The 14,958-nt window shown below is 53.7% G+C and carries 17 protein-coding genes; 6 read left to right on the top strand and 11 right to left on the bottom strand.

The genetic code is table 11. The features are described from left to right. The first annotated feature begins 8 nt into the window (after positions 1–8). Both TH3_RS16465 and TH3_RS16460 read left to right on the top strand, forming a co-directional pair. Positions 9–629 (top strand): cytochrome c oxidase subunit 3 family protein, encoded by a 621-nt coding sequence (locus TH3_RS16465; RefSeq protein WP_007089824.1) that lies wholly within the window; start codon positions 9–11, stop codon positions 627–629. A 7-nt stretch (positions 630–636) separates the two neighbouring features. After that, positions 637–1,002: a hypothetical protein gene (locus TH3_RS16460; protein WP_007089823.1), complete on the top strand. Its 366-nt coding sequence runs from the start codon at positions 637–639 to the stop codon at positions 1,000–1,002. A 58-nt stretch (positions 1,003–1,060) separates the two neighbouring features. On the opposite strand, the gene TH3_RS16455 is transcribed toward TH3_RS16460, so the two are convergent. The 10 genes from TH3_RS16455 to TH3_RS16410 all read right to left on the bottom strand — a co-directional run bounded on the left by TH3_RS16455 (position 1,061) and on the right by TH3_RS16410 (position 10,066). After that, positions 1,061–2,671: a cytochrome D1 domain-containing protein gene (locus TH3_RS16455; protein ID WP_007089822.1), complete on the bottom strand. Its 1,611-nt coding sequence runs from the start codon at positions 2,669–2,671 to the stop codon at positions 1,061–1,063. Beyond that, positions 2,668–3,912 (bottom strand): heme d1 biosynthesis radical SAM protein NirJ, encoded by a 1,245-nt coding sequence (gene nirJ / locus TH3_RS16450; protein ID WP_007089821.1) that lies wholly within the window; start codon positions 3,910–3,912, stop codon positions 2,668–2,670. Before nirJ ends, TH3_RS16455 begins: the two co-directional genes overlap by 4 nt. Beyond that, positions 3,900–4,433, bottom strand: a complete 534-nt coding sequence (gene ahbB / locus TH3_RS16445; protein WP_007089820.1) for a siroheme decarboxylase subunit beta — start codon at positions 4,431–4,433, stop codon at positions 3,900–3,902. Before ahbB (TH3_RS16445) ends, nirJ begins: the two co-directional genes overlap by 13 nt. Beyond that, positions 4,430–4,882: an Lrp/AsnC family transcriptional regulator gene (locus TH3_RS16440; RefSeq protein WP_007089819.1), complete on the bottom strand. Its 453-nt coding sequence runs from the start codon at positions 4,880–4,882 to the stop codon at positions 4,430–4,432. Before TH3_RS16440 ends, ahbB (TH3_RS16445) begins: the two co-directional genes overlap by 4 nt. Then, complete coding sequence (ahbB, locus tag TH3_RS16435; RefSeq protein ID WP_007089818.1) at positions 4,879–5,430, bottom strand: siroheme decarboxylase subunit beta; 552 nt, start codon at positions 5,428–5,430, stop codon at positions 4,879–4,881. The genes TH3_RS16440 and ahbB (TH3_RS16435) overlap by 4 nt, the downstream gene beginning before the upstream one ends. Beyond that, positions 5,421–5,882 carry an Lrp/AsnC family transcriptional regulator gene (locus TH3_RS16430; RefSeq protein WP_007089817.1) on the bottom strand — a complete coding sequence of 154 codons (462 nt, stop codon included), beginning with the start codon at positions 5,880–5,882 and terminating at the stop codon, positions 5,421–5,423. The genes ahbB (TH3_RS16435) and TH3_RS16430 overlap by 10 nt, the downstream gene beginning before the upstream one ends. Before the next feature lie 9 nt (positions 5,883–5,891). Next, positions 5,892–7,115 carry a cytochrome D1 domain-containing protein gene (locus TH3_RS16425; RefSeq protein WP_007089816.1) on the bottom strand — a complete coding sequence of 408 codons (1,224 nt, stop codon included), beginning with the start codon at positions 7,113–7,115 and terminating at the stop codon, positions 5,892–5,894. After that, complete coding sequence (locus TH3_RS16420) at positions 7,112–7,450, bottom strand: c-type cytochrome (RefSeq protein ID WP_007089815.1); 339 nt, start codon at positions 7,448–7,450, stop codon at positions 7,112–7,114. Before TH3_RS16420 ends, TH3_RS16425 begins: the two co-directional genes overlap by 4 nt. Continuing rightward, positions 7,434–8,264, bottom strand: coding sequence for a uroporphyrinogen-III C-methyltransferase (gene cobA / locus TH3_RS16415; protein ID WP_007089814.1), 831 nt, complete (start codon positions 8,262–8,264; stop codon positions 7,434–7,436). Before cobA ends, TH3_RS16420 begins: the two co-directional genes overlap by 17 nt. A gap of 74 nt (positions 8,265–8,338) precedes the next feature. Beyond that, positions 8,339–10,066, bottom strand: a complete 1,728-nt coding sequence (locus tag TH3_RS16410) for a nitrite reductase (RefSeq protein WP_007089813.1) — start codon at positions 10,064–10,066, stop codon at positions 8,339–8,341. A 199-nt stretch (positions 10,067–10,265) separates the two neighbouring features. Between TH3_RS16410 and TH3_RS16405 the strand changes: the two genes are divergently transcribed. From TH3_RS16405 to TH3_RS16390, 4 genes are all read left to right on the top strand, one after another. Next, positions 10,266–11,057: a sirohydrochlorin chelatase family protein gene (locus TH3_RS16405; protein ID WP_007089812.1), complete on the top strand. Its 792-nt coding sequence runs from the start codon at positions 10,266–10,268 to the stop codon at positions 11,055–11,057. Continuing rightward, positions 11,044–11,712 carry a Crp/Fnr family transcriptional regulator gene (locus TH3_RS16400; RefSeq protein ID WP_007089811.1) on the top strand — a complete coding sequence of 223 codons (669 nt, stop codon included), beginning with the start codon at positions 11,044–11,046 and terminating at the stop codon, positions 11,710–11,712. Before TH3_RS16405 ends, TH3_RS16400 begins: the two co-directional genes overlap by 14 nt. 70 nt (positions 11,713–11,782) lie before the next feature. Continuing rightward, a complete protein-coding gene (locus TH3_RS16395; RefSeq protein WP_082242509.1) occupies positions 11,783–12,559 on the top strand; it encodes a Crp/Fnr family transcriptional regulator in 777 nt (258 codons plus the stop codon). Further along, the gene (locus TH3_RS16390; RefSeq protein ID WP_007089809.1) at positions 12,537–13,232 is read left to right on the top strand and encodes a Crp/Fnr family transcriptional regulator; all 696 of its coding nucleotides are present in this window, start codon (positions 12,537–12,539) and stop codon (positions 13,230–13,232) included. The genes TH3_RS16395 and TH3_RS16390 overlap by 23 nt, the downstream gene beginning before the upstream one ends. Positions 13,233–14,404: 1,172 nt before the next feature. Here the strand turns inward: TH3_RS16390 and TH3_RS16385 are convergent. After that, positions 14,405–14,956 (bottom strand): sarcosine oxidase subunit gamma, encoded by a 552-nt coding sequence (locus tag TH3_RS16385; RefSeq protein WP_007089808.1) that lies wholly within the window; start codon positions 14,954–14,956, stop codon positions 14,405–14,407. Positions 14,957–14,958: the final 2 nt, after the last annotated feature.

The following is a 14,958-nucleotide window of genomic DNA, read 5'->3' as shown; positions in this document are numbered from 1 at the left end:
AGGAAAATATGGCACAACATGATAGCTCGACCGCGAATGAAAGTGATCAGCACAGTGTATCGGTAACTTCTTCTGCCGGGGCTGATGCCTGGGGCGGGCTTGAAGCCTTGCCCGGGCATCCGTTGATGTGGGTCCTGATCCTGTCGGAGTTGGTTGTTTTCGGGGCTTTTCTGCTGACATTTTCCGCGGCAAGAATTGGCGACCCGTCTGGGTTTGCGGCGGATCAACTGCGTCTTGATCGTGTTATGGGCGGGCTTAATACGGTTGTTTTACTGACAAGCGGTCTGTTCGCGGTGTTCGCCGTTCATGCCATACGCCAAAATGCTGTTTTGCGGTGTCGGGGCTGGATGGCGGCAACTGCAATTCTGGGCATCGTTTTCCTGATCATAAAACTGCTGGAATATAGCAGTAAAATCGATGCCGGGATCGGTTTGGAAAGCAGTACGTTCTTCACGCTTTACTATCTCATCACCGGTTTTCATGCGCTGCATGTGGTGATGGGGCTTGGTCTTTTGGGGATTGTTTCCATTTGGCCCAATTTAACCAACATCGAAACCGGTGCCGCCTTCTGGCATATGATCGATATGGTTTGGGTGCTGGTCTTTCCTGTGATCTATCTGTTGCGATGAGGTAATCATGGACCATCATTGTACCATCAGTGCGAAATCCGATGATGTCGTAAGGAATGTTGGCAAATCTTGCGACACGCAGGCTTTATCGATGCGAACAGCAATTCTGGTCTGGCTGATCGCAACCAGCACGACCATCCTGTCACTGGTCCTTGCGCTTGTGGGAGAAGAACGCACAGCCACGATGCTTGGTCTGGTGCCAGCCACAATTATTATGGCTGTGGGTAGCTTTAAGGCATGGTTGATCTTGCGATACTATCTTGGGCTTGGGCCATCCGCGGCCGGATGGCATGGATTGTTTGTTGCCTTTCTTATTGTGATTTTTGCCGGTGTTCTGGCCGCACAGGGGGCGGTGATTTTCTCAAGCCACTAGGGCGTATCTTCACGCCGTCACAAGATGGCTAAATCATCGCGTGACGGCTGATCTGGTGTTAGTGACTGGTGCCGGCGGAATAGGTGATTTTGTTGAAAACATTATATTTCCCAACCGGCTTTTTCATCGGGATGCGTTTGATTTCCTCGAATGTTTGGGCATCGTAAACGATGATTGCACCGTCATCGTCCCAGATCGACAGCAGCGCGTGTTTGCCGCTGCGGTCAAATTCGACATGGGCCGCGACCTTGCCGGGTTCGGGGCGGAGCGTTTTGACGATTTCGAGGGTGCGTTTATCGATGATATGGACAACATCCTTGTCCGGGCCAAAGAATACATCGACCCAGGCATAAGGCGTGTTGTCATGGCTGCGCGTGAAAAAACCGGGGCCTTTTGTTTCGATGGTTTTGATGGTCTGCCAGCTTTCCATGTCGATCACACTGATTTTGGAATCTTTCAGGTGCGGTGTCGCCAGCACCGAATGGCCCTGATAGTTAAAGGTGATGCCCGAACCAAGATGGGGCATACCTTCCAAGGCAATGTCGGCCACCTTTCGGCCGACATTCAGATTGATTACCTGCCCATCGCGGCCATTGCGCGCCGCCCCGATCAGGTGGCGATAATCCTGATCGAAAAAGAAATCATCCAGACCATCATCAAGATGAATACGCCTTACCGGAAAAGGGCCGTTCTGAACGTCCAGTGCTTCGACCATATTGGCTTCGTAGTTATGAACGAAACCGGGATAGACCGGACGTGGATCATCGGCATAGGAAATTTCCCAAACTTCGGGCAGGTCTTTCAGGGCGACGATAAAGCTATGGCGCGGAGGGGCGGTATAGACCGCCGAAACACGCGATGATTTGCCATCATCACCGATAACGGCGAACTCGCGTATTGGTGTCAGATCCCGTGCATCCAGCAGAACCAGATTGTGCGGCAGCATGTTGCCCGCCATCACATATCGGCCGTCATCGGATACCGCCACATTTCGCGTATTCAGGCCGACCCGGATTTCAGCAACGGTTTGCAGGGAATAAAGGTCATACATCTGGACCCATCCATCACGCGACGCCAGATAGACAAACCGACCGTCCGGTGAATATTTTGCCCCGCCATGCAAGGCAAAGCGGGTCGGAAAACGATCAAGGGGTTCGAACGTGTCACCATCAAGGATCGTGACGTGATGATCGCCCGCCTCGACAATTGTGAACAGGTTTAGAGGATCACTTTTGAATTTCGGTTTGTCGGGTAGTTCGACAGGATCGGCAAAGACGTTGTGACTTTGTAAGATTTCAGACATACCCCATTCAGGCGACCTGTCCATCGGTTGCCGCAGCCAGTCTGCCAGAAGCGTGATTTCCGTCTTTGCAAGAGTTTCGCCAAAAGCCGGCATTTGTGTCGCTACGCGGCCATCGCGGATGACATCCGAAATGCCATTGCCCCGCAATTTTTCAAGGCTTTCGGGCAAAAGTGCCGGGCCCATGCCGCCCAACCGGTCACCATTGTGACAGGCAGCACAATGCGTTGCATATAACGCATTGGCATCGGCAATCTGCGCGGAAGAGAGTGCGGTTTGGCCAAACGCGTTCGTTGTGCTGATCAAACCGGATACCAATACCGTTCCAAGGCAAATCCTGGCTAGAACAGGCTTAACGATGGGGATCATGATGTGACCTCCACCTGACCGTGGCGTTTGGTTGCGGAAAACGGAACGGTTTCAAGACGGTTATGTTCGCCAACAATGCCAAGTTCGGCATCATCAAGATAACAGCCCGGATCTTCGGCCCAAGGATCGCCGGTCAACTGATAGGCGCGCGTTCGCGTATTGCCGCCGCAAATATCGCGATACCGGCATTCGCCGCAGCGTCCGTGAACGAGACGGGGACGCTGTTTTAACCCGGCCATCAAGGGATCACTGATATCCTGCCAGATTTCCGAAAACGGACGTTTCAGGACATTGCCCAATGTGTGCTGCCACCACATGGTATCGGGATGGACATTGCCCAGATTATCGATATTGGCAACATTGACACCCGATGCATTCCCGCCCCAGCGTTGCAGCATTTTACCGATCTGGCTGGATGCTGCGGGGTAATGTTCGTCAATCCAGAATTTCAGGAAAACCCCGTCGGCATCGTTGTTGCCCGTCACGTAGTCGCGCGCGATGCCTGCTTTGACATCTGCTTCGCAGCGGGAAAACATCATCAACAACGCTTCGCGGGTCATATTATAAAATGCGTGATCCTTGCGGTTGTGATTACCGCGACCGGCATAGTTCAGATGCGAGAAATAGAACTTGTCGATCTTTTCCTGTTCAACAAGGTCCAGAAGACCGGCAAGGTCCTGATAATTTTCGCGGGTCATGGTGAAACGAATGCCAACCGGCAATCCGGCATCACGGCATAGTTTTGCCCCGCGAAGGGCAAGATCAAAACCGCCTTCAAGACGGCGAAAATAATCATGTGTTGCGCCAAGTCCATCCAGACTGATCCCGACATAGTCATAGTTGGCGGCGGCAATCTGATCGATGTTTCTATCATCAATCAGGGTCCCGTTGCTCGACAGTGCGACATAGAAACCAAGTTCTTTGGCATAGGCCGAAATATCAAAAATATCGGGTCGCATAAGCGGTTCGCCCCCCGACAGGATCAATACCGGAACATTGAAATCACGCAGGTTTTCCATGGTATGGAAAACCTGTTTTGTCGTTAGCTCACCGGGAAAATCCTTATCAACGGCAGAGGCATAGCAGTGCCTGCATGTCAGGTTGCACCGCCGGATCAGGTTCCAGATAACGACAGGTCCGCGGTTGGAAAGCGGGGCATGTTTGCGGGGGTTCGTAACGGGTGCTGTGCCATTCTCGGCAATATCGATTGCAGCACGGATATACTGGCTTAACCGCAACATTTCTTTTCTCCGCTTTTGCGCCAACGCAGGCCGGTTTTTTTAAGAATTCGGTTGCTGTAAAGGATGCGATGGTCGCGGACATTCCCTCCCAAACGGTTGCGGATATCTTCGACCTTGGCCTCGACCGTTTCGCGTGTTGTTCCGTGGACCATGGCAAACAGGTTGAATGGCCAATCGGGCAGGTGGCGCGGCCTGCGATAGCAGTGCGATACGAAATCCAGCTTTCCGATCATCTCGCCCATGGCATCAACGGTTTTATCGTCGATGTCCCAAACGCTCATGCCATTGGCGCGATAACCCAGCCGATAATGGTTGGGGATGATGCCGATACGTCGAATGACGCCAACATCAAGCAAGCGTTGCAAGCGCTGTTCAACTTCATCCGGGCCAAGTCCAAGGCCCAACGCGATATCCCCGTATGGTGTGGGACTTAAAGGCAATCCGGTTTGCGTCGCACGGATCAGGGCATGATCGATTTCGTCAAGTTCCGGCAGTTCTGGTTGGTTCAGAAAGGAAATCATTTTTCGGGTACCTCCAGATGCAATTCAAGGAAGTATTCCTGTTCCTTTGGGAAGCTCAGAACCCCAAGCCCGGTTGTGTTTTCGATCCGCTTTATGACGTCCTGAAGCGCTTCTTCATCCTCGGCAAGGATCACAAACCACATGTTAAGAACATCTTCACGGGCGTAATTGTGGGCGACTTCCTCGTATGCGTTGACCTGTTCCGCGACCTCGTCAAAGCGATCAGGTGGGACTGCAATCGCGGCAAGGGTTACAGCACCACCAAGTCTTTCCGTGTTGTAAAGCGGTCCAAACCGGCTGACATATCCGTCCGCGATCAGCCTTTTGACACCGTCAATGACGGTTTGTTCGTCATAACCAAGACGTTCGGCCAGCACCTGGAACGGGTGCGCGCAGATCGGAAAACCACCCTGCATATTGTTGATCAGGTCGCGTTCAAGCTTGTTCATGATATTTCCCTGACTTCATCGGGAATTGGGCGAGTTTCTGTTGGCGCCGGCAAGGATACGGATGCCCTCGGGGCGCCATATTTGCCCGCCCGCTGGGTGAAGCATTGCTTGCTGAAAAGAACCTTGTGGGGCGCATCATGCAGTTCCAGACGCGCAATCAGGTGCCGGATTTGTGCCCGAACTGTCAGCCGGTCTCGACCATGGATCATGCAATAAAGATTGTATGGCCAAACCCCGGCAACCCGTTCCCGGCGGTAACACAATGTGACATAGGGAAGGGCTGCCATCGCCTTGCCAATGTCGGGTGCCGCATCATCACCGATATCGAAAACGCACATCGCATTGGCCTGATAACCAAGTGCGCGATGACGGATGATCATGCCAAAGCGGTTGATAACCTTGTGGGCGATAAGCTGTTCAAGCGTTTCGATCACCGTTTCCTCGCTCGTGCCGAGGTCATTGGCAATATTTGCATAGGGACGTTTGCCGATTGGCAAGCCGTCGCGCAGTCTTTCGATCAGCCGGTGTTGAAGATTGCTCAGTTCCATTTCAACGCAAATCCCAAATCGAGACGGTAATGTTCGATCATCGGCATCCGATATACCGGTAAGCCGGTTTTGGTTTCGATTGCCTTGATTGTCGTGTCCAGACTGGCCTGATCGGCGGTGGTCACGACGAACCATAGATTGAGTTTATCTTCGCGTTCGTAATTGTGATTGATTTCGGTAAAGTGGCTGACTTGGGCGGCAATTTTTTCAAGCTGATCATTTGGAACTTCCATCGCCGCAAGGCTTGATGCCCCTGCGCGCCCGGTCACATAGGTCGCGCCAATCCGGTCGAGATAACCTTTGTCCTTCAAATCGGAAATGGCGGAAATCACCGTGTCTTCGTTGGTGCCCAGTTTACTGGCGATGGTTTCAAACGGGCGTGGCGTCGTCGGAAATCCGCGCTGAAAATGTTCGATCAGCCGGGTCTGAAGGCGGGTGAGTTCGGTGCTCATGATGGCCTCCTACAACCCGATCCGACCGGCACGGTCAGACATGAAAATGCCGCTGGGACTGGGGAGCGGAAGTTCGGCAATCGGCTGGAGCGTGTAGGGATTGTATCCAACGACCTTGTTGTCATCGCGCACCGACAACCAGATCTGATCGCCACGTGGACTGAATTCCATATGCAGGACACCGGTGCCGGGTTTCAGTTCTCCGACGATTGCCAGATTTTCCGTGTCGATTATCTGGACCGTGTCGTAATCCGGGACCGAGAAATTGACCCAGACATGCCTGTTATCGGGATGGGCCATGACGAAAACGGGCTGTCCATGGACGGGAATACGTCCGATCTGCTGCCAGTTTTCGGTGTCAATCACGAGAACTTCGTGGCGACCGATGGCGGGTACAAATGCGCGTTTCCCCGCAATCGCCCAGCCTTCAAGATGGGGCATTTTGTAAACGGGTAAGCGTTCTTCACCCATGCCATAATGATCAAGGATGCGGCGCACGCCATTTTCCGGATGCCAAAGATCAAGCAATGCCATGCCGTCTTCGCCAAACAGACCGGCAATGTAATAACGACCATCGGATGTGATCAGCGCATCGTAGGGCTGTGTTCCGATATCTTTGTAGCGGCTGATCTTTGGTTCGTTGCCGGTTGAGAAGTCGGCTATCCAGATTTCGCCGGAATCCCAAAGGCTGAAAACAAACCGGTTCCCTGGCGCATCAACCAGCCCGATGACTTTTGAACGATCCGAACTGCCGTCAATGGTTGCAGGAATATCGGCCAACAGTTCGAGGGTTTCACTATCGAAAACGCGGACACCGCCGGGTTCGTAATTGGCAACCGCCACCAGTCTGCCGTCCTGGCTGATGGCTCCGCCAATACTGTTGCCCGCTTGCAAGGTTCTAACGACAACCTCATGTCTGAGAATGTCTACCTTGGTCAATCCCCCGTCGCGGCCAAAGACGAATGCGAATCGTCCGTCCCGGGAATAGACGATCGATGCATGTGACAGATCGCCAAGGCCTTCAACGATCCCGATAAATTGCCGGGTGCTGGTGTCAAGGATGGCAACTTCGCCAGTGGCCCGGGCAACCACGGTTGCCAGGTCAGCCGTCCCGCGAACGGATGAGATATTTGCGCAGCCGGCCAAAAGCAAAATGCCCCCAACAACCAAAAGGTTGCGGGTTGCCTGTAACGCGGTGGAAGGAATGCGGGCCGAAAATGCAATGCGCATCATTCGGGTTCTCCTGTTTTCAGATAGCGGGCCATCCACGTGGCCTCATCGGGTGTCACGATTGCGCGCCAGGGTGGCATGGCTGTCCCGGGCAATCCGTCGAGGATGATGGTTGTCAAATCCTCGACGCTGTAAGCCGCAAGGCTTTCCGGTAAAAGGGGCGATCCCAGACCTCCCTTAAACGTTAGGCCATGACAGGAACCGCAATCCTGACGCACCATTTGCTCCAGCGCATGGGGGCTTCGGGAAGAAGTCGCGTTTTCCGCACTTACTGAATAGGTCCCCGCCAAAGCGAGCGTGGTGATCAGGATCACGAGGGAATTACGCAGTATGGGCATAACGTAGACCCCCATCGGGGAAGTCGGGTGCTGCGTTTTGGTCAAACCGGCTTTCGGATAGAAGTTCGGCCTCGGGCAGTGATAGTCGATCCGCCAGTGAAATGACGCGGCCAATGACGATCATGCAGGGCGGATCAAAATCCAGCCGGTTCAGGTCGTCACAGACATTGCCCAATGTGCTGCGGAAATGTCTTTGATCCGGTGTTGAACCATTTTCGATAATCATCACCGGCGTATCGGTGGGCAGCCCATGTTCAAGCAGTTTACCCGCGATTACCGGCATGGTTTTGACCCCCATGTAAATCGCAAGCGTAGTGTCCGGATCGGCCAAAGAACGCCAGTCGTGATGGGGTTCTGCGTCTGCCTGCATGTGACCGGTGACAAAACGTACACTGGTTGCCAGACCGCGATGGGTCAGCGGTAGATTAAGTTGTGCCATGCATCCTGCGGCGGCTGTAATTCCGGGAACAACTTCAAACGGAACATCATGCAGGCTGAGCCATTCTGCCTCTTCACCCCCGCGTCCGAAAATATACGGATCCCCGCCTTTCAGACGAACGATGTGGCAATGTTTTCTGGCCATATGAACCAGAAGTGTATTGATTTCGGACTGCTTCAGGCTGTGGGATCCTGTGGATTTTCCGACATAAACGCGTTCTGCAAACGGGTTGGCCAGTTCAAGTATTTCATCGGAGACAAGCCGGTCATAGATAACGGCATCCGCGCGGTCGAGAAGGCGTGCTGCCTTGATGGTCAGCAATTCAGGATCGCCTGGCCCGGCTCCGACAAGATAAATACGCCCGGATTTTTGCATGGCTTTTCCCCTGTTTTGGCAAGGTTTCAAATGCGGGAAGTCCGGAGGCCGTGTATGGCCTCCGGTTCTGCAGATCAGTAGATGTCGTGTTGGGTGTTGTAGATGTTGAATTTGCCCGTCGGGGTCACAAGGCGATCGTCTTTGATGACCTTCTTGAGCTTCCGGGTTTTGTCATCAACAATCACAATGGCTGACTTTTCAGCTTTGCCGTTCCAGACAGAGAACCAGATTTCAGTACCCTGTTTGTTATATTCACCCTGAACGACGCGCTGGGCACCTTCGTCGCCCAGATCGGCCCATTCGGCAATCGGCAGTGTTTCAACACCGGCATCAAGGTTGTTGATGTCAAGGACACCAACCGAATGATAAATTTCGGCATCCGAGTTCAGCGGTGCATCAACCCACAGGTTTGTCGAATTCGGGTGGGTTTTGATGAACAGTGAACCGCCACCGAGCCCGTCAATGGATGCCGCCATTTTCCACGCATTTTCCGGATGTTTTTCCGGATCGGTACCGATCAATGCAATGGTGTCATCGCCAAGATGACTGGTTGCCCAGACCGGGCCGAGTTCCGGGTGGATGAAGTTCGCCCCGCGACCCGGATGCGGGGTTGTGCCGACCTCGACAAGTTTGGTCAGTTTACGTTCTTTGGTATCTATAACGGCGACTGTGTCACGAGCATTGGCGGCAACCATGAAATATCGACCGGATGAATCAAAACCACCGTCATGGAGAAACCGTTCGGCACTGATTGAAGTGACTTGCAAGGCGTCGAGATCTTCGTAATTTACCAGAAGTACCTTGCCGGTTTCCTTAACGTTAACGACAAATTCCGGGTTGTAATGTGAGGATACAATCGCGGCAACGCGAGGCTCTGGGTGATATTCCTGTTCATCATATGTCATGCCGCGAGTAGAGACGATTTTAAGTGGCTCAAGCGTTTCGCCATCCATAATTGTGAATTGTGGTGGCCAGTATGAGCCCGCAATCGCGTAACGATCCTCCCAACCTTTCATTTTAGAAGTTTCGACTGAACGAGCTTCCAAACCAACTTTGATCGTTGCAACGATCTTGGGATCCTTCATCCATAGGTCGATCATATCGATTTTTGCATCGCGACCGATAACCATGAGGTAACGCCCGGACGCGGATACACGTGAAATATGAACGGCATATCCAGTGTCGATGACATATTTGATCTTGTAGTCGTGGCCGTCGATCAGTGCGATCTGACCCGCATCACGAAGTGTGACCGAGAACAGATTCTCGATATCGAGATCATTCATTTTTTGGGTCGGGCGCTGGTCGACTGGAACAATGACTTTCCAGCTTTCTTTCATCGCGGCCATACCCCATTCTGGCGGTTGAGGCGGGTCCTGCATGACATATCGCGCCATGATGTCGATTTGCTCTTCTGTCAAATCTCCGGAGGTTCCCCAGTTTGGCATACCAGCTGGCGATCCATAGGTAATGAAGTCATGCAGATAGTCATAACCAAGATCGCGGGTGCGGTCCGTTGTCAGGGCCGGGCCCGTTGCACCATTGCGCAACACGCCGTGGCAACCTGCGCAACGTTCAAAGAAAATCTTGCGGCCCTGATTGAATTCATCGGCCGTCATCGTTGGCACACCTTCGTGTGTACCGGGTTGCGACCCATCGGTCGGAAGTGACTCGAGACTGGGTTCATAGGTGCTTTCGCTGTCAGGATGTTTTTCCTGGGCGATTGCCACCGAGGCAAAGATAAGGCCGAAACCAAGTGCAAGCGGCGCTGCCGACCGTCTCAGCCGAGTTGTGAGTTTCATGCGTCCCTCCATTAGGAAAATGAAAGCCTTCGCTCCCGGTTGCGGAGATTTGATCTTTCGACGCGAGCCAGCCTTGATGATGATCAAATAACCATATGAACATTGTGGTTTTGAGCCGTTCCACTCTTGACGGGAGTCAATACGCTTGGGGGAAAAGCCCGCAAAATGCGTTCAGAGAGAGTGAAACAGGGGAATGGTTATGTCCGTCTGCGATCCGGTTTTGATGATTGTCGCGCATGGAACGCGACGAACTGGTGCAGTGCCCGGCGGGATGTTTTCCGCGCATCTGCAACGTCAGTTACCGCATTTCGACATCCGCCTTTCATTTTTGCGATCAACGCCATCAGCGGGAAATGTGTTGAAGGTCATGACGCGGAATTCGGCGTCTGACGTGCTTGTCTTTCCCCTGTTCTTTACGCCGGGCGCCGGTTTGGTGGCGGAACTGTCCGCACTTGTTGCCGATGCCCGGTTGGAAGCGGAGGCACTTTTGCCATTCGCAGGACATTTGTCTGGATATGACCGCATGTTGGCGGCACGAATTGCCCAGCGATTAAAGGCCGGTGGAAATCAAAAGGATAAAAAGGCAATTTTTCTGGTGGCTCACGGGCAGAAGCAGGACATCTGCCCGTCGCCCGAAATGCAGCAGTTGCGAGCGATACTTTCGCACCATCTTGATCACGACGAAATCTACAATGTCCAGATTGATGGCCAACCGTCTCTCGCCAACTGGCGAAACATGACAAGGTGCAGAAATGCTCTTTTTGTTCCCCTTATGACGGGGGATGGGGCGCATTGCCGCATTGATATTCCGGCTTCTGTTAATTCCCGGTCTGATGAGAAAGTCGGCATGCTCGCACCGGTTGGCACGTGGTGGGAGTTGTCTTCGCTGTTGGCCGATCATTTGAATTGCGGCCGACATCATCGCAAAAGCAGTTGTCAACCATCGCAGTCAGCTCGGACAGAGTTTGGAGCCGATCATGTCACGCCGTAACCTGAATGATGCGGATTTCAGTCTGATGTCGAAGGTGGCAGTTCTTTCTGCCTTCTCGCGCGATGAAATCGTATCGATGACAAATGGTGCGACCGTTGTGATTTATAACGGCCGTGAATTGCTGTTTAGCGAGGGGGAGCCCGCCGAACAGTTCTTTATTGTCATCAAGGGGCAGGTGCGTCTGTTTCGAATTCTCGGTGACGGGCGTGTCGCCCTTTTTCATCTTGTTTCAGCAGGCGAGTCTTTTGCCGAGGCTGTGGTCCTTTCCGGGCAAAAGTATCCGGTATCTGCCGAATGCGATCCGGGCAGCCAGATCATCGCAATCAGCAGGCTGCAACTGGTCAATCGCCTCAGGAATGACAAGGCGATGATTGGTCGGATGATGCAGTCATTGATCGAGAGGGAACGGTTTTTCTACAGGGAGCTCAATGATTTGCGTCAGCGAAGCCCATCGCAGCGCCTTGCCGGATTTTTGCTCTCGCAGTCTGATGATGCGGAAATCGTACCCAAGCATGTCATTGCAAACCGGATCGGTGTCACCCCGGAAACATTCTCACGTGCGTTACGCAAACTTGAAGACGACGGATTTATTGCCCGGGATACAAGGATGAGCATCCTTGATGTCGAAGGGCTAAGGCAGTTCTCGCGCCGATAAGCGTTTTCCGATCAAAATTGATCTGGAACAAACTTGATCATCTGGGCTGATGTTAGAGTTATTCCAGTAAATGCAATCTTCCCTTTTTTCTACAATGGACGATGCCGTGATGAATGATGTCGAACGCATTTCCGGTGTTCTTCGCTTTGCGAACTATTTCCGAACCTGGCCGCAGGAAGATATCCTTGAACTGGCATCCCTATGCCAATGGGTCAGGTTTGACACTGATACAATGATGATTTCGGCAGATGAACCGGCGTCAGCGCTTTATCTGATTGTGAACGGGCATGTCGAATTGTCTTTCAAGGATCAGGACGGTAAAGACGGGGTCATTGATCTTCTGGGGAATGGTCAGCTTGTCGGGGAATGCGCATTGGTGCCCGATGGCTGTTATGCGGTTTCGGTTCGTACCTTGGAGGCAACAACAGCGGTTCGTATTGATGGTGCGGGCTTTGCCGATTTTCTTGCGGCCCATTTCGACCGTGCACTGACCATGATGTCGGCCATGACAGAACGGTTGTGTCAGATGTTGCGACAGGCCGAAGAACTTAAATGCCGGTCTGCGGCACAACGTCTGGGGATCTATTTCCTGGCAGATGCGGTGCCGATTGACGGTGTGCATGAAACACCCCTGACCATTGAAAAGTCTGCCTTGGCCCGCAAGTTGGGAATGACCAGCGAGACGATCTCTCGCGCGCTTAAGAAACTTTCTGAAATTGGTGTTTCGCAACATGCCAATGGTCACATTATCCGGATTGCAGATGCGGAAATGCTGGCCGATTGGTGCGGGTTGTCTGGGAATGATGCCAAGGAAGGGGGCGAAGATGCGTTCAAGACCGCTGTCTGAAATCGATTACGATATCGTCCGACAGGTCCCGTTTCTGTCTGCTCTTGGCGGGGCGCGGCTTGATAGTCTGATGGCAAAATGTCGTGTGGAATGCCATTCGCGCGGCGAACATCTGTTTCGTGCCGGTGATGTTGCCCGTAACTTCTATGTTCTGCTTTCCGGGCACTTGCGCCTCGTAAAGGTTTCCCCGCAGGGCGAAGAAACCGTCATGCATTTCCTGACCCAACCGGGGGCATTCGCCGAAGCGGTTTCGTTGGCCGGTCGGGCATATCCGGTGGAATGCGAGGTCATGGAAGATTGCGAGATCATCGCCATTCCGCGCGATACCTATCTTTCCGTTTTACGCAGTGCGCCCGATGTCATGGCCGAAGTCCTTGCCGGACTTCTGCGGTGGGAACGATTCTTCCTCGAAGAAATTTTCAAAATTCGCCACACCAAACCGATCCAGAGAATTGCGTCTTTCCTGATCGATTTCGAAGAAAGAAGTGGCGAGAATCTGGGTGGCGAGGACGAGACGAACTTTCCTGAAAAACGTCAGATCGCAAGCCGGATCGGCATTACGCCAGAAACATTCTCGCGCTCGCTTCGAAAGCTAGAGGCAACAGGCGCAATTGCCGCCGGACCGAAACTGCGCATCCTTGACCGGGCGGTTCTGTACGAGCTTTCGCGCTAGAATTATGACGGCTGGTCTTAGCTGTCGCGACGTGGAAATGTCTGCAAAAGGGTTTTCCTCTTCGTGAACAAAAAGGCTGTGGCACATATGCTGCCGAAGCAGCAGGCTGCTTTTATATTCCCGGTATGCGGATCTGTTGGTGGTGCTGTAATTGAGGATTTATCCGAAGCCGAACCGGGCATCCGATGGGGGCGCGTCGGGTAGGGCTCATCAATTGCCACGCAATAGCGAATAGCCATTTCTGGTGGACGTACCCGTGAGAATTGTTTCTACATTTCCGAGCGCGCAGGCTGCGTCGTATCGAATCCTCCTTCCCATTCGGTTTCCTTAAAAGTTCTTGATTTGTTCTTTTTTCTGTGGCATAAGAGTAAAGTCAACGGGAGAAATGCACCCGGACGGAAACCCGCAAGGCCTTGTGCCTTGCGGGTTTTTGCGTTTGGGGCTGAAGGAAAGAGGATATCGGGATGCATCGGCAAAGACGCGGACATAGACACAGGCAGGGCTGCGGGGGTCCCCGCAGGATATGGGGCGGCGGATGGCGGAGCCATTATGGCGGCATTCTGCCCGAGGGCTAGGACGAGGACTAGTACGAGGGCTAGGGGGGGCTAACCCGATCATTTGTCATGACGGGAGAGGTGCGTCTTGTTGAGGAGGGAGCTTTAAATTTGCCGGTAGCGGCAAGGATGGCAGCAGGGGGCAGCGTTGAGCTGTGGCCCGTCAAGGGTGGACCGGCGGGGCCCATGAGCCCGAAGTGTGTCCGGACTTCATCAGTTGCCGGAAATGTCGATATGGCCGGGAGTGATGGGAGCGGGACGTGAGTCCGGAGACCGTCCGTTGGCGAGGATGGCGAATGCCCGAAATGTGTCCGGGGTTCATCGGTTTCCGGAAATGTCGCCATGGCCGGGAGTGATCGGAGTAGGCCGTGAGGTCGAAGGCGGCCTGTCTGCTCTGCCGCGTTGGCGGGGATGCCGAAGTCCCGCGTTTGTCGGGACTTCCCGGATTGAGGGACGTCCGGTTTTGGCGGAGGTGGTTTGTCGTTGGGGCCGTCGTCGGCTGTGGGGCGGGTTGGGGTTCGTCGCGTGGCTCTTGCGGGGAAAGCCATGGGTCGAGGCGTCATATCGCAGTGTTGGTCCCGGGTTTGCGGCAGCTTTGCAAAGGGCCCGGGCATCGGGTTATTCGCCCGCAAGTTCAGCGCATCCCGTTTCCAGAAGGGCGATGACATGCGGGGCGAAGGAGCGCCAAAGATCGAGGCGGTAATCCTGATCGCCATCCCGCCAGAGGACGGCTGACACACCGTCAAAAACCGTGCGGCGTGCTTCGCCGGTCGGTAATTGATCAAGGTCGCGCGGGCATCCGATGGTGATAAGGTCGCTGGCCTTTGGGCCTGTGATCCGCACGGTAACTTCGCGGTCGGAAATTTCCGTCAGGCTGTGCGGGGTTTGGGCATAAATCGCCGCACAGGCATCGGTGATCGTCGCGGCCTGATCTTCGGGGGCGATGATCGTCCATTCGTCCGGGCCAAGGCAGAGGATTTCAACATCCCCTTTGCGCCCGCACTGACCGATTTTGGCCGGAAGGGTTACGCCAAGCGCCTTTGACAGTGCCTTCTGTTCGGGCGTTGCGGCCCGAAGTGAAAAGCGGGCGACGGGGGGCAGAAGTGCTACACGCACGGCGGCGCTTTCGGCGAGTATCCCGGCTTTGGACAGGTCGATATGTGCATTCATTG

The organism is Thalassospira xiamenensis M-5 = DSM 17429, from assembly GCF_000300235.2.
GTDB classification, from domain to species: Bacteria; Pseudomonadota; Alphaproteobacteria; order Rhodospirillales; family Thalassospiraceae; genus Thalassospira; species Thalassospira xiamenensis.
Note: the sequence above shows the minus strand (reverse complement) of the source record. Positions and strands in the feature narration are given on the sequence as shown.

Excerpts from the sequence above, each read along its gene's own strand:
- TH3_RS16465 (WP_007089824.1), top strand. The coding sequence starts at position 9 with ATGGCACAACATGATAGCTCGACCGCGAATGAAAGTGATCAGCACAGT.
- TH3_RS16460 (WP_007089823.1), top strand. The coding sequence starts at position 637 with ATGGACCATCATTGTACCATCAGTGCGAAATCCGATGATGTCGTAAGG.
- TH3_RS16455 (WP_007089822.1), bottom strand. The coding sequence starts at position 2,671 with ATGATCCCCATCGTTAAGCCTGTTCTAGCCAGGATTTGCCTTGGAACG.
- nirJ (WP_007089821.1), bottom strand. The coding sequence starts at position 3,912 with ATGTTGCGGTTAAGCCAGTATATCCGTGCTGCAATCGATATTGCCGAG.
- ahbB (WP_007089820.1), bottom strand. The coding sequence starts at position 4,433 with ATGATTTCCTTTCTGAACCAACCAGAACTGCCGGAACTTGACGAAATC.
- TH3_RS16440 (WP_007089819.1), bottom strand. The coding sequence starts at position 4,882 with ATGAACAAGCTTGAACGCGACCTGATCAACAATATGCAGGGTGGTTTT.
- ahbB (WP_007089818.1), bottom strand. The coding sequence starts at position 5,430 with ATGGAACTGAGCAATCTTCAACACCGGCTGATCGAAAGACTGCGCGAC.
- TH3_RS16430 (WP_007089817.1), bottom strand. The coding sequence starts at position 5,882 with ATGAGCACCGAACTCACCCGCCTTCAGACCCGGCTGATCGAACATTTT.
- TH3_RS16425 (WP_007089816.1), bottom strand. The coding sequence starts at position 7,115 with ATGATGCGCATTGCATTTTCGGCCCGCATTCCTTCCACCGCGTTACAG.
- TH3_RS16420 (WP_007089815.1), bottom strand. The coding sequence starts at position 7,450 with ATGCCCATACTGCGTAATTCCCTCGTGATCCTGATCACCACGCTCGCT.
- cobA (WP_007089814.1), bottom strand. The coding sequence starts at position 8,264 with ATGCAAAAATCCGGGCGTATTTATCTTGTCGGAGCCGGGCCAGGCGAT.
- TH3_RS16410 (WP_007089813.1), bottom strand. The coding sequence starts at position 10,066 with ATGAAACTCACAACTCGGCTGAGACGGTCGGCAGCGCCGCTTGCACTT.
- TH3_RS16405 (WP_007089812.1), top strand. The coding sequence starts at position 10,266 with ATGTCCGTCTGCGATCCGGTTTTGATGATTGTCGCGCATGGAACGCGA.
- TH3_RS16400 (WP_007089811.1), top strand. The coding sequence starts at position 11,044 with ATGTCACGCCGTAACCTGAATGATGCGGATTTCAGTCTGATGTCGAAG.
- TH3_RS16395 (WP_082242509.1), top strand. The coding sequence starts at position 11,783 with ATGCAATCTTCCCTTTTTTCTACAATGGACGATGCCGTGATGAATGAT.
- TH3_RS16390 (WP_007089809.1), top strand. The coding sequence starts at position 12,537 with ATGCGTTCAAGACCGCTGTCTGAAATCGATTACGATATCGTCCGACAG.
- TH3_RS16385 (WP_007089808.1), bottom strand. The coding sequence starts at position 14,956 with ATGAATGCACATATCGACCTGTCCAAAGCCGGGATACTCGCCGAAAGC.